This is a genomic window from Roseovarius sp. CH_XMU1461, assembly GCF_037027165.1.
GTDB lineage: Bacteria > Pseudomonadota > Alphaproteobacteria > Rhodobacterales > Rhodobacteraceae > Roseovarius > Roseovarius nubinhibens.
In genome coordinates, this window is sequence record NZ_JAYMDV010000012.1 from 1 (window position 1) to 12987 (window position 12987).

Consider the following 12987-nt stretch of genomic DNA (forward strand, 5'->3'; position numbering starts at 1 on the left):
CGCTTGCGGCTGAGATGCTGGCTGAGCATCACGGGTTCAAGGTCTCACGCGAGACGGTGCGCAAGTGGATGGTGGAATTTAGTGGCCCCGCCTGAATTTCGCTGACTCTGGGGCAGAGGTTGGTTACCCTCCAGAAGTTGTGGGATGCAACTTTAGATCAAAAGAGAGAGCCGTTGGCGGGACAACATGATTTTCGAGCCGACATCGACGCGGTTGGACGAAGCAGTACGATCCTGACCCTGCTGGAAACTGTCACACTGGCCACGGGCATGGGCTTTGCGGCGGTCGCGCGGGTGACCGAGACACGGTGGGTGACCTGTCGCTCGGTGGATCATATCGCTTTTGGATTGCTGCCGGGGGATGAGCTGGACGTTGAGAGCACGCTCTGCCACGAGGTGCGGCAGCACAATGAGGAGATCGTGATCGACGATGTCCATTCTGACGAGAGCTATGTCGATCACCACTGCCCTGCCCGCTATGGGTTCAGAGGCTATATTTCCATCCCAATTCATCTTCGAGACGGGTCATTTTTCGGCACGCTTTGTGCGATCGATCCGCAGCCCCGCAGGCTCAAGGAAGAACGCGTGCTGGCGATGTTCAGGCTCTTTGCCCAGATGATCGGTGAAATTCTGGATGCCGATGAAGAGCTCTCCGCCCACCGGGCCTCTTTGGCCCACGAGCGAGAGCTGTCGCGCATTCAGGAACAGTTTATCGCGATCCTCGCCCATGATCTGCGCAACCCCGTGAACGCGTTGAAGGCAGGTCTCCGCCTGATGTCGCGGTGCGCGATCGACGACAAGGCGCATGAGCTGGTGGAGCTGATGAGCGGCTCTGTGAACCGTATGGGGCAGTTGATCGAAAACCTGCTGGATCAGGCCCGCAGCCGACACGGCGGAGGCATCATTATCGAGAGAGCTGCGACCGAGGACCTTCGGCCCGCTCTGGATCAGATCGTGGCCGAATTGCAAGCCACCGCGCTCGACCAGCCGATCGAGGCCAAGTTTGATTTTCCCGTGCCAGTCGATTGTGATGTGCCGCGCCTGTCCCAAATGTTCTCGAACCTTCTGGCCAACGCGATCACCCACGGTGTGTCGGGCGCGCCTATTGCGGTGAGCGCCACGGCATGCGCCGAGACCTTCACGCTTTCGGTCGCCAATGGAGGTAAGAAGATACCTGACGAGATGCTTCCCGATATCTTCCTTCCCTTCGAGCGCCGCAAGGACCGGCCGAACCGGGAAGGTCTGGGATTGGGGCTGTTTATCGCCACCGAGATCGCGAAGGGCCATGGCGGCGCTTTGACGGCTTCATCGGATGATGAGCGCACCGTCTTTACGTTCCAAATGCCAAACCGGGCATAGATCGCGACGCAGCGGACCCGGGTCTTGCGCGAGGCCGCGCCGAGATCGATCACACGTTACCTCTGAGGGACCCCATGTTGGCCATTCTCGCAGACCGCACCTATCGGCACCTGTTTCTGGCGCAGGTGGTGGCCCTGCTGGGCACCGGGCTCGCCACGATGGCGCTCGGCCTTTTGGCCTATGATCTGGCGGGGGACCGGGCGGCGCTGGTGCTCGGCACGGTCTTTACCATCAAGATGGTTGCCTATGTGGGTATCGCCCCCGTCGCCGGGGCCTTTGCCGAACGGCTGCCGCGTCGCGCGATGCTGGTGGGGCTCGATCTCATCCGGGCCAGCGTGGCGCTTGCACTGCCCTTTGTCAGCGAGATCTGGCAGGTCTATGTCTTGATCTTTCTGTTGCAGGCCGCCTCTGCCGGGTTCACCCCCACGTTTCAGGCGACGATCCCCGATGTGTTGCCGGATGAGGCGCAGTATACGCGGGCCCTGTCGCTGTCACGGCTGGCCTATGATCTGGAGAATATCGTGTCGCCCGTTCTGGCCGCGCTGCTGCTGGCCGTGGTGAGCTATAACACGCTCTTCCTTGGCACCTTCGCGGGGTTTCTGGCCTCGGCGCTGCTGGTGCTCTCTGTCGTGCTGCCCAGCCCCAAAGGGGCAAAGAAGCGCGGGATTTACGACCGCACGACCCGTGGCCTGCGCATCTATCTCGCGACGCCGCGGCTGCGTGGCCTGCTCGGGCTGAACCTCGCGGTGTCGAGCGCCGGGGCGATGGTTCTGGTCAATTCGGTGGTTCTTGTGCGCGGTCAGTTGGGTCTGGACGATACCGCGCTGGCCTGGACGATGTTCGCCTTTGGGGCGGGCAGCATGATTGCCGCGCTGACGCTGCCGCGGCTGCTCGACCGGGTGCCGGACCGGCCGGTGATGATCGCCGGTGCGGGGCTGATGGTCGCGGCGCTTCTGGGCATTGCCACGGCGGTTAGCATGGTCGGGCTGAGCTGGCCGCTGCTGCTGGGGACCTGGTTGCTGATCGGGCTTGGCAATTCCATGGTACTCACCCCCTCGGGGCGGCTTTTGCGGCGCTCTGCCCATGCGCCCGATCGCCCGGCGATCTTTGCGGCGCAGTTCGCGCTGAGCCACGCCGGCTGGTTGCTGACCTATCCGCTGGCGGGGTGGCTCATGACCGCGTTTGGCACGGTGCCTGCATGTGTGGTCCTCGCCTCGCTGGCGAGCATCGGCATCGTTGCGGCGCTTTGGGTCTGGCCCGCCGGTGCGCCGGAGGCGCTGGCCCATAGCCATGCCGACCTGCCGCAGGACCACCCGCATCTCGACGGCAGTTCCGGGCACAGCCACCGGCATGCTTTCATCATCGATGATCTGCACCCTGTCTGGCCAGAACAGAAATAATCTCACCAGACTGTGATCCACAGACGCCGTCGCGCGCCAGTTCCGGTCTTTGGAACAGCGGCGATTCGGGGTAGCTTTGGCGGGCCTCAACACAGCTGAAGGTGCTCGCATGTCCCACAAGATGTTTCAGACCGTTCTCTTGGCGACGGCGCTCTGCTCTCCTGCCACCGCGCTTGCGTTGCCGGACGGCGAAGGCCGGGAGACGGTGGAGGCCGTGTGCTCGGCGTGTCACGGGGTGCATCTGATCGAGCGCAGCTCGGGCTATTCCCGCGAGGATTGGCAGTTTCTCACCTCGACGATGATCGACCTGTCGGATGATCCCGAGATGCAGGGCGAAATCCTCGACTATCTCGCCGAGAGCTTTCCGCCGAGCGACACCCGTGCGGCGACGCCGGTCTCTGGGCCGCTGACCCTTCGGTTCGAGGAATGGCGAGTGCCGACACCGGGCCAGCGCGCGCGCGATCCGGTCGAAGCGCCGGATGGCGGCATCTGGTGGGTCGGGCAGTGGATGGACATCCTTGGGCGGATCGATCCCGTGACCGGCGCCATGCAAGAGTTCGACCTGCCCGCAGGGGCGCGGCCGCATTCGGTGAACATCGGTCCCGATGGCGCGGTCTGGTATACCGGCAACCGCAACGCCACCATGGGCCGGTTTGATCCGGCGACCGGCGAGATTACCGAATACCCGATGCCGCAGGAAGCGGCCCGCGATCCGCATACGGCCGAGTTTGATGCCAACGGCATCCTGTGGTTCAGCCTGCAGGGCAGCAATATGATCGGCCGGCTGGACCCGGCCACCGGTGAGGTCCGCCTGGTCCCCGGCCCACGCGATGGCGCGCGCCCCTATGGCGTGAAGATCGGCGCGGATAGCACTGTCTGGGTGGCCTGCAACGGGGCCAATTGCCTGCTGCGTCTCGACCCGGAGACGATGGAGGTCAGCGAGATAGTTTTGCCCGATCGCGGCACCACGGTGCGTCGGCTCGATATCGATGAAGACGGGATCATCTGGTGGGTCAATTCCGGGCTGGGCCGGTTGGGGCGCTATGACCCGACGACAGGCGACATACAGGAATGGGCCTCGCCCAGTGGTCCAACCTCGCACCCCTATGCCATCGCGGTGTTCGATGGGGCGGTCTGGTACAATGAAAGCGGGGTGCGGCCGGACATGCTAGTGCGCTTTGACCCCGAGGCGGAGGCGTTCCAGAGCTGGCCGATCCCGTCGGGTCCGGTGCACGCGGGCATTCTGCGCCACATGCGCACGACCCTAGATGGCGAGGCTTTGCTCATCCACCAAAGCGGCACCAACCACATCGCCCGCGTCACCGTGCAGCGCGGGGATTGACGCCGGGATTGAAGGCCTTCTTGGCGTCCTGCGTCGGTCCGGCGTCTACGCCATAGCTATTCTGACGGTGCGGCCAGAAGTTGTGAGGCGCGGATCGTGCCCTCCCAAATAACATCCAGAGCCGCGTCAAGGGACAGGCTGTCTTCGTGCTCCCACAGGAAGATCGCCCGGCCGATTGTGTCCGTGATACTGCTCGCCAGAGCGGCGGCGGCATAAGGGTTGCCCACGCGGGTGTTCAAGCAATCCCTGAGCTCGATGCGTCCCATGGCCAGAAAGCCTTCGAGAATGCCGCGCGCCTTCTCGTTTGAGCGCAGGACCGAGCCGATCAACTTTAGAATAGGTTCATCGCCGGCCAGAACCTCGATGTGCTTGTCCAGAAAGATCTTGATGTCAGTCGCCAGCGATCCCGTACCCTCTCGCAGGGCCTGCAAATCCTCTTCTTTGAAAGCAGGCGGCGCGCCGATCGCCGCTGTCTCTTTATTGGTGAAGTAGTTGAAGAAGGTCCGGGTGCTGACCCCTGCGGCGGCGGCAATTTCCTCTGTGGTGATGGTCTCGAGGCCTTTTTCCGCCGCCAGTTCCAAGGTCGCGATCTGGATATCGCGTGCGGTTTGCTGCCGCCGTCTCTCTCGTAACGAAACTGTCATCCCTTGCCTCTTTGCATAGTGTGCAATGTTTGCGTATAACGCTTGAAACCCGCTGGTCAGTCAAGGATCGAAACGCAGATGAAGATTTGCAATTGGAAAGTAATCGGTATGGCTCTCGCGCTAGCAGGGTCGGCTGTGATGGTGAAGGCGCAACCGATGCCACCAATGGATTTGGGGCCGACAGAGGTGGGCGTTGTCGAGGCGACATTGCAAGAGATTCCGCGCATCGTGACTTCGCCCGGGCGCGCAGTTGCGTTTCAGGACGTGGAGGTGCGGCCGCGCGTTGGCGGCGTGATCGAAGACATCCTCTATACGCCCGGCCAGCTGCTCGAGATAGGCGACCCCCTGTTCAGGATCGACGATGCGTCTTATCTCGCCGCCGTCGCAACAGCACGCGCGAATGTGGCCACGGCAGAGGCCAATCTGCCGGTGATGCAAGCGGCCTATGATCGGGCCGCGCAATTGGCCGGTCGTGGGTTTACCGAAGCCGAAGTAGACGCCGCGCGGGCCAGTTTGGCAGAGGCCAAGGCGACGCTGGAATCGACCAAGGCCGCGCTGGAATATGCGCAGACCGAACTGTCCTGGACCACATTGAAGAGCCCGATCGCAGGTCGTGCTGACGTCGCAGAGGTCTCCGTGGGGGATCTTGTGACGGCGGGTCAGTCGGACGCGTTGACCAGCATTGTCCGATCGGACCCGATTTATGTGGACATGGTCGAAGCCAGCGCCCGCATCCTGTCGGTTCGCAAAGGCATCGCAGAAGGCACTCTCAAGCAGAACGACGTGCTTCAGGCGACCTTGCGGCTGGAGAATGGCGAGGTTTATCGCGGCACCGGTCAATTGGTCACAGCGGGAAACAATGTCTCCACCACGACCGGGTCTCTGACCATCCGGTTCAAATTCGACAATCCTGACCATGTGATCATTCCGGGCATGTTTGTGCGCGGTGAGGTCGTTCTCGGCACAATGCAAGCGTTTCTCGTGCCGCAACGCGCCGCCGCGCGGGGCAACCTTGGCCAGCTTACGGCCTATGTCGTGGGCGATGACGGCACTGCGGAACAGGTCACGTTGGAGGACGATGGCAGCTATGAAAACGCGTGGATCGTGCGCGAAGGATTGAGCGAGGGGGACAAGCTGATCGTGGATGGTCTGTCGTCTCTGAGGCCGGGTCAGCCGGTCACACCGGTGGCCGTCACCATAGATGAAGACGGTATCTCGCGCGATCTGCCTGCCACTGCCGTGGAGAATTGATCCATGGCCATTTTCTTTATCCATCGCCCGGTTTTTGCCTGGGTTCTGGCCATCGCGACCATGTTGCTGGGCGCTTACAGCATGACCAGCCTGCCGATTTCGCAATATCCCGACATCGCCCCGACGACGGTCCGGATCAGCGCGACCTACACGGGCGCCTCGGCGGCGACGGTCGAGAACTCGGTGACTACCGTCATCGAGGACGGGCTGACGGGGCTTGATGGGCTGACGTATATGACGTCAACGTCAAGCGAAGGATCAGCCAGTGTTTCCCTGACCTTTGACGACAGCATTGATCCCGATATGGCGCAGGTGCAGGTGCAGAACAAGCTGCAGCTGGTCGAGGCACAGCTCCCCGACAGCGTGACAAGCCAAGGGGTCTCAGTCACCCGCTCGACCACGTCGATCCTCATGGTCGGGGCGCTGGTCAGTGAAGACGGCAGGTATTCCTCGCTTGAACTGGGGGACATGCTGAGCAGCACGTTCGAAGATCCGGTGCAACGCACCGATGGCGTCGGGTCGATCAACATTTTCGGGACAGAATACGCGATGCGTATCTGGTTGGACCCCGAAAAGCTGTTTCAATATCAGCTGACCTCGTCCGATGTGACCACGGCGGTGTCCGAGCAGAACACAAACGTCACCGTTGGCAGTCTGGGCGATCAGCCGGTCGTCAAGGGCCAGCAATTTACGGTGTCCTTGTCAGCGCAATCCCAGCTTGAATCGATTGAGGACTTTCAGAACATCCTGCTGAAGACCAACGAAGACGGGTCGGCGATCTATCTTGCAGATGTGGCGACAGTTGAGCTGGCCGAAGAAGACTATGGCAGCATCAGCCGCTACAACGGTCACCCCGCAGCGGGGTTTGCAGTAAACCTGTCCACAGGGGCCAATGCGGTGGATACCGCCGAAGCGGTCCGCGAAATTGTCGATGGCCTATCCTCCGCGTTGCCCGACGGTGTCGCGGTTGAATACCCCTATGACACCTCGCCCTTTGTCGAGGAATCCATCGACCAGGTTTATGAAACCCTGTTCGAAGCCATTGTTCTCGTTTTCGTGGTTATCTTCCTCTTTCTGCAAAGCTGGCGCGCGACGCTCATTCCGACCATTGCCGTCCCGGTGGTCCTGCTGGGCACCTTCGGCGTGCTGGCGGCCTTTGACATGTCGATCAACACATTGACCATGTTCGCGTTGGTGCTGGCCATCGGGCTGCTGGTGGATGACGCGATTGTCGTGGTCGAGAATGTCGAGCGTGTCATGGAGGAAGAAGGGCTCGATGCGGTCGCGGCGACCGAGAAAAGCATGGGCGAGATTTCATCCGCGCTGATCGGTATCGTGATGGTGCTGTCTGCAGTGTTCCTGCCGATGGCGTTCATGTCGGGATCAACCGGTGTGATCTACAAACAGTTTTCGATCACCATCATATCGGCCATGGTTCTGTCCTTGTTCGTGGCCTTGATCCTGACGCCCGCGATGTGCGCCCAGCTTCTCAAGCCCACCCATGGCAAGGTGCCGGTCGCGCCCTTGCGCTGGTTCAATGCGGGGCTGGACCGGTTGACCGGTGGCTATAGCTCGGTCGTGGGGCGGCTCTCGGTGCGGCCGTTCCGCATGCTGCTGGTGTTGGGGCTCGTGGCGATTGGCGCCTATTCAATCTATGACCGACTGCCCTCGTCTTTTTTGCCCACCGAAGATCAGGGCGTCTTGATGACCATGATCGAATTGCCGCAAGGCTCGACCGTTCAGCAGACCGAACACACCATCGAACAGATCGAAGAATACTTGCTGACCAAGGAAACCGACATTGTCGACGGTGTCTTTGCCAACGTCGGGTTCAGCTTTTCCGGGACGGGCCAGAACTATGGCATGATGTTCATCCGGCTGAAGGATTACGAAGAGCGCCCCGGTCTGGATGCCGCGGACCTGATGATGCGCGCAAACCGCGAGTTCTTTCAGTCTCGGCATGGCAGCATTTTTGTTCTGCAACCACCTGCCATTCAGGGTCTGGGCACCTCTTCGGGGTTCGCGATGTATCTCGTCGATCAATCGGGCGCGGGACAGGACGCCCTGAGCGCCGCCGCCGACCAACTGGTCGCGAGCGGGCTTCAGGACGGGCGTGTCACCAACCTGCGCGGGAATGATGCGGCAACCGAACCCGCCTTGAAACTGAGGATCGACCAGCCGAAAGCCGAGGCGCTCGGCGTCTCCCTGTCGAGCGTCAACACGATGCTCTCGACCGTGTTTTCGGGCACATATGTCAATGATTTCCCGCTCGGGAACAATCTGCGCGAGGTCATCGTACAGGGCGGCGCGGAGTGGCGCATGCAGCCCGAGGATGTCGAGCAGTGGTATATTCGCAATGAGACCTCCGAAATGGTCCCCCTTTCGGCCTTTCTCAGCCGCGAATGGGAAACGATCACGCCCAAGCTTTCGCGATATGGCGGGACGCGGGCGTTGGAAATCTCCGGCGAAGCTGCGGCGGGCATCAGCTCGGGCGACGCAATGGAAGTGATGGAACAGCTCACGGCCAATCTCGATGGCTCTTACGCCTCAGCTTGGACGGGGTTGAGCTATCAGGAACGCCTGTCCGGCGATCAGGAGGCCATTCTCTATGCGATCTCGGCGCTGGTTGTGTTCCTCTGTCTGGCGGCCCTCTATGAGAGCTGGGCCGTCCCCTTTGCCGTGATGCTGTCGGTGCCGGTGGGCATCCTTGGCGCGCTGGCCACGACGTGGTTTTTCGGACAATCGAACGATGTGTATTTCAAGGTGGGCTTGCTGACCACGATTGGTCTGGCGGCAAGGAATGCCATTCTGATCGTCGAATTTGCCGAAGCCCTGCGCACCCAAGGCAAGGCCTTGCTCGACGCAACGATCACGGCGGCCCGTCAACGGCTGCGCCCCATTCTCATGACCTCGCTGGCCTTCGGCTTTGGCATTACACCGCTGTTCCTGGCCTCCGGGGCGGGCGCCAATGCGCAAAGATCCATCGGCACAGGGATGCTCGGCGGGATCGTGTTTTCGGCGGTGATCGGCATCGTGATGGTGCCGGTGTTCTATGTCGCTGTCATCAAAACCACGGAAATGTTCCGTAAACGCGTGGAGCACGTACAGTGAAACCCTTTTACCTCTTGATGGGGCTGCTCGTTGCCGGTTGCACGGTCGGTCCCGACTATCAGCGCCCAGAGATTTCCATGGAAACCCGCTTTGTCGGGGGCACTGCCGAAACGATTGGGGCGGTGGCCACAGAACAGTGGTGGCTGACCTACAAGGACGCAACGTTGAGCCGGTTTGTTGCGCGTGGTCTGGCGCAGAATCTTGATGTGATAAGCGCGACCGAGGCGATACGCCAAGCCCAGGCAGAATTGCGCCAGACAGGCGTCAATGCCGCGTTGGACGGCTCGCTCTCGGGGTCGGCAACACGATCCGGCGGCGACGGTACGAGCGGCACCAGCACTGTTGGCAGCGGTGAATTGGGCGCCTCCTTGGTGATCGACCTGTTCGGAGGGCTGCAGCGCGAACGTGAGGCCGCCTCCGCCTCGCTGACCGGGGCGCGGGCCGACGCCGAAACGGTCAGGCTCGCCTGGCTGGCCGAACTTGTCGCGGCCTATTCGAACGCGCGCTTCTATCAAGAGGCGCTGGCATTGACCCGGACGACAGTCAGCGCCCGGCAGGAAACGGTTGAGATCACCCAAAGCCAGTTCCAAGCTGGCGCAGCCACGGAATACGAGGTCGCCGAAGCGCAGGCATTGCTGTCCACAGCGCGGGCCAGCCTGCCCCAATATGCGGCGCTGTTCGATGCGAATGTTTATTCGATTGCGACGCTCCTCAACGAACCTGCGGCTCCAATCATGGCGGAGATGCAAAAAGGATCTCCGCAGCTCCGCACACCCGGCGGCGCAAACACAGGTGTGCCGGCAGACCTGCTGCGGAACCGTCCCGATGTGCGTAGCGCCGAGGCTGATCTTGCCGCCGCTGTGGCCGAGGTCGGTGTGGCCGAGGCCGCTCTTTACCCGTCGCTGTCGCTGGCAGGCACGGTTGGTCGCAGTGAGAGCGCCAACGCTTGGAGTTTCGGCCCGCAACTCACGCTTCCGGTGTTCAATCAGTGGCTTTTGAAGGCGCGCCGCGATGCGCAGGTGTCGGTGGCCCGGCAGGCTGAAATCGCCTGGCGCGCCTCTGTGCTCGAAGCTGTCGAGGATGTGCAAGTCGCACAATCCAATGTATCCCGGTATCGGCAGCAGGCCGCACTGTTGCGCAGGGCGGCGAATGACTACGGACGGGCGCTGACGCTGGCGCAAGAGAACTACCGCAAGGGCGCAATCACGCTTCTGGACCTGCTCGAGACGGACCGGAATACCAATTCCGCACGGATAACAGCGGCATCTGCGGTGAATGATGCAGCGCAGGCCTGGGCCATGTTAAAGATCGCAACAGGCGCAGGCTCGGCGGCGACCGGACCACAAAGCGAGTGATTTTGGCAGGATGAGGCCTTTGACACCAATGAAACACACTGGACGCATCGCGCTTTTCGTCGCCGCTCTTGGCACATGCTTCGTAGCATTGATGCTGTTTGGCGCGCGCTTTGGCCTGTGGGATCCGCTCACGGGATTTGGGCTCTATCGCACCTATCTCACGCCTGTGGGCTGGGTCGTTTTCGGCGTGGGGTTGCTGGCCCTCATCACTCACCTTCTGCGCCAAGAAAAAGGCGGGGTGGTTGCCGGGGGGATTGCGATGCTTGTTGGTCTTGCCTGTATGGCACCGCTGATGGCAATGACGCTCGCCCCGCCACAACGCGCAGCGCCAATCCACGACATTTCGACAGATACCGCCAACCCTCCAACATTCGAGGTGCTGGATGACACCCGAGAAGGGGCCAGCAATTCGCTCGATCATGGTGGGCCCGAAGTGTCGGCAATTCAGGCGGCGGCCTATCCTGACATCGCGCCGCTCGAAACCGAGCTGGCAACTGATGCCGCCTTTGACCGCGCTTTGGCGGTGGCCCGAGATATGGGATGGGACATCATAGCCGCAGACGCGGACCGTCGCCGATTTGAGGCAACCGCCCGGACACCGCTCTTTAACTTTGCGGATGATGTTGTGATTGTGGTGACAGCAATGGCAACAGGCAGCCGCATCGACATGCGCAGCGTATCCAGGGTCGGGCGCAGCGATCAAGGCGTCAACGCGCGCCGCGTTCGTGCCTTTCAGGAGCGGTTTGGCACGTGAGGTTTTCGACTTTGCATCTCGCACGGGGTGAGTGGTTGTGATTGGGCGCTCAGGAGATCGGTCGTTCTTAAAGCGTCTCGATATCAATCCGGGGTTCTAGGGCTTTCTCAGGTCGCCTGTTGCATGGTCATACTCGACGCACACGACGAGTGATCAGCAGACCTTCGCAGCATAGAAGACCCGCTACCCTTGAAGGAATGAACCAATCCCTTTCGCAGGCGTTGAGCCTGCAAAGGAGACTTCACATGGCCGATAAAACCACCGACAGCACACAGCCTGAATCCACCGCCGAAACCGAGGGTCTGACTATTGTCACCCCCGGTGAAGACCGTGACATTCGCGAGGAAGCCGTCGATCGCGACGACCCGCCGGTCGCGGATCTTGCCCGCGAATTGCCGCCCGAAGTGAAAAAAGCCGTGCGCCGCGAAGGCACCTGGGAAGGTGACGCAGGCCGCCACGACGGGGACGATGCGCAGGAGACTTCCGGCGCACTCAGCGGCCTTGAGAACGACCGCGATACAGGTGCCTAAGGGTTCTCTGGGCGAGAGGCTGATGGGACTAAGGTCAGCTTTGGCAATGAGATCGGCCGCGGCCTGAGCGGCCGGTTGGATGCGCGCAGGTTGACCGAGGCTGCGCCCTGCGCCTCGTCGAGGAGCGGCCGGCACCTTTGAGACAGCAGAGCGGTTCCTAGTAGCCTTTGACGTGGAGACCCTCGAAGGTTTGCCTGAGCAGGAGCAGCTGAAAGTTGCGGGGATTGGTATCGTGTAGCGCCAAAATTTATAGGCTTGATTTTCATCGCGGTATCCCAACAGCTTGGCTATGGATGGAAAAGCCAGCCCTTCAACCTCCTCCGCTGTCGATTATCCAAGCACCCGCACGCTGCGCAATCTCGCCTTGGCTAAATCGATGAAGGTGCGGACCTTGGCGGGCGCGCGCCTGCCTTCGACATGGACGAGATGGATCGGCAGCGGATCCGGCTCGAACCGCTCCAGCACGCTGCATAATCGGCCATCTTCGAGTTCGGGCCCTACCTGATAGGACAGAACCCGGGTCAGGCCCCAGCCACGGCGCACGACCTCGCGGGCGGCGGCGACGCTGTTGAACCGCAGGCGGGGCGTGAGGCGCACCGTCTCGGACAGATCCGGGCCAAAGCGCCATTCCGATGTCGGGCAGACAGGGGAGACCGAGACGATCCGGTGCTGGGCAAGATCGGCCGGGGTTTCGGGCCTGCCGAAGCGGTCGAAATAGCTCGGTGCACCGCAGACGATGCGGCGGATGCTGCCGACCCGGACCGCCGTCAGGCCCGACGGGGGCAAGGCGCCGATACGTACCGCGACATCGAACCCTTCCTCGACCATGTTGACCACCCGATCGACCATCACGACATCCGCCGTGACATCGGGGTAGGCGTCGAGGAAATCGGTCAGGATCGGCGTGACATAGATGCGGCCAAACTCGTTCGAGCAGGTGAGGCGCAGGGTGCCCACCGGGTTGGCGGCAGAGCCCGACGCGTCGTCGTCGGCGGCCTGCATCTGCGCCACGATATGGCGGGCGTCTTCGAGATAGCTCTGCCCCACTTCGGTCAGCCGTACCCGCCGGGTCGTCCGGGTGAAGAGCCGCACCCCGAGCCGACCCTCGAGCGCATTGACGCCGCGCGTGGCCGATGGCGCGCTAAGGCCCATCCGGCGGGCGCCTTCTGCGAAGCTTTCAGCTTCGGCAACGGCGATGAAGACTTCGAGGCTTTGCAAACGGTCCATATGATCAGTGTTTAC

10 protein-coding genes are annotated in these 12987 nt (G+C 61.8%); 8 read left to right on the forward strand and 2 right to left on the reverse strand.

Features of this window, described 5'->3' with window-relative positions; genetic code table 11:
* Window positions 1–173: 173 nt before the first annotated feature.
* The 3 genes from WA237_RS18245 (at window position 174) to WA237_RS18255 (ending at window position 4100) form a co-directional block, all read left to right on the forward strand.
* On the forward strand, window positions 174–1358 hold the full coding sequence (locus WA237_RS18245) for a GAF domain-containing sensor histidine kinase (RefSeq protein WP_336099406.1): 1185 nt from the start codon (window positions 174–176) through the stop codon (window positions 1356–1358).
* A 74-nt stretch (window positions 1359–1432) separates the two neighbouring features.
* Window positions 1433–2758 carry an MFS transporter gene (locus WA237_RS18250; RefSeq protein WP_336099407.1) on the forward strand — a complete coding sequence of 442 codons (1326 nt, stop codon included), beginning with the start codon at window positions 1433–1435 and terminating at the stop codon, window positions 2756–2758.
* Between the two features lie 109 nt (window positions 2759–2867).
* On the forward strand, window positions 2868–4100 hold the full coding sequence (locus tag WA237_RS18255; RefSeq protein ID WP_336099409.1) for a Vgb family protein: 1233 nt from the start codon (window positions 2868–2870) through the stop codon (window positions 4098–4100).
* A gap of 56 nt (window positions 4101–4156) precedes the next feature.
* On the opposite strand, the gene WA237_RS18260 is transcribed toward WA237_RS18255, so the two are convergent.
* A complete protein-coding gene (locus tag WA237_RS18260; protein WP_336099410.1) occupies window positions 4157–4744 on the reverse strand; it encodes a TetR/AcrR family transcriptional regulator in 588 nt (195 codons plus the stop codon).
* A gap of 138 nt (window positions 4745–4882) precedes the next feature.
* Between WA237_RS18260 and WA237_RS18265 the strand changes: the two genes are divergently transcribed.
* From WA237_RS18265 to WA237_RS18285, 5 genes are all read left to right on the forward strand, one after another.
* On the forward strand, window positions 4883–5995 hold the full coding sequence (locus tag WA237_RS18265) for an efflux RND transporter periplasmic adaptor subunit (protein ID WP_246557864.1): 1113 nt from the start codon (window positions 4883–4885) through the stop codon (window positions 5993–5995).
* Window positions 5996–5998: 3 nt separating this feature from the next.
* A complete protein-coding gene (locus WA237_RS18270; RefSeq protein ID WP_336099411.1) occupies window positions 5999–9106 on the forward strand; it encodes an efflux RND transporter permease subunit in 3108 nt (1035 codons plus the stop codon).
* On the forward strand, window positions 9103–10461 hold the full coding sequence (locus WA237_RS18275) for an efflux transporter outer membrane subunit (protein ID WP_336099413.1): 1359 nt from the start codon (window positions 9103–9105) through the stop codon (window positions 10459–10461). The genes WA237_RS18270 and WA237_RS18275 overlap by 4 nt, the downstream gene beginning before the upstream one ends.
* A gap of 28 nt (window positions 10462–10489) precedes the next feature.
* Window positions 10490–11215, forward strand: coding sequence for a DUF1499 domain-containing protein (locus WA237_RS18280; RefSeq protein WP_336099415.1), 726 nt, complete (start codon window positions 10490–10492; stop codon window positions 11213–11215).
* Between the two features lie 245 nt (window positions 11216–11460).
* Entirely contained in the window at window positions 11461–11745 is a 285-nt protein-coding gene (locus tag WA237_RS18285; protein WP_336099416.1) for a hypothetical protein, read from the forward strand.
* Window positions 11746–12075: 330 nt separating this feature from the next.
* Here WA237_RS18285 and WA237_RS18290 read toward each other — a convergent pair whose 3' ends face one another.
* Window positions 12076–12972, reverse strand: a complete 897-nt coding sequence (locus WA237_RS18290) for a LysR family transcriptional regulator (RefSeq protein ID WP_336099447.1) — start codon at window positions 12970–12972, stop codon at window positions 12076–12078.
* Between the last annotated feature and the right edge of the window lie 15 nt (window positions 12973–12987).

Bases quoted from the DNA above. Each gene is read 5' to 3' on its own strand.
- WA237_RS18250 (WP_336099407.1), top strand. From the start codon at position 1,433: ATGTTGGCCATTCTCGCAGACCGCACCTATCGGCACCTGTTTCTGGCG.
- WA237_RS18255 (WP_336099409.1), top strand. From the start codon at position 2,868: ATGTCCCACAAGATGTTTCAGACCGTTCTCTTGGCGACGGCGCTCTGC.
- WA237_RS18260 (WP_336099410.1), bottom strand. From the start codon at position 4,744: ATGACAGTTTCGTTACGAGAGAGACGGCGGCAGCAAACCGCACGCGAT.
- WA237_RS18265 (WP_246557864.1), top strand. From the start codon at position 4,883: ATGGTGAAGGCGCAACCGATGCCACCAATGGATTTGGGGCCGACAGAG.
- WA237_RS18270 (WP_336099411.1), top strand. From the start codon at position 5,999: ATGGCCATTTTCTTTATCCATCGCCCGGTTTTTGCCTGGGTTCTGGCC.
- WA237_RS18280 (WP_336099415.1), top strand. From the start codon at position 10,490: ATGAAACACACTGGACGCATCGCGCTTTTCGTCGCCGCTCTTGGCACA.
- WA237_RS18285 (WP_336099416.1), top strand. From the start codon at position 11,461: ATGGCCGATAAAACCACCGACAGCACACAGCCTGAATCCACCGCCGAA.
- WA237_RS18290 (WP_336099447.1), bottom strand. From the start codon at position 12,972: ATGGACCGTTTGCAAAGCCTCGAAGTCTTCATCGCCGTTGCCGAAGCT.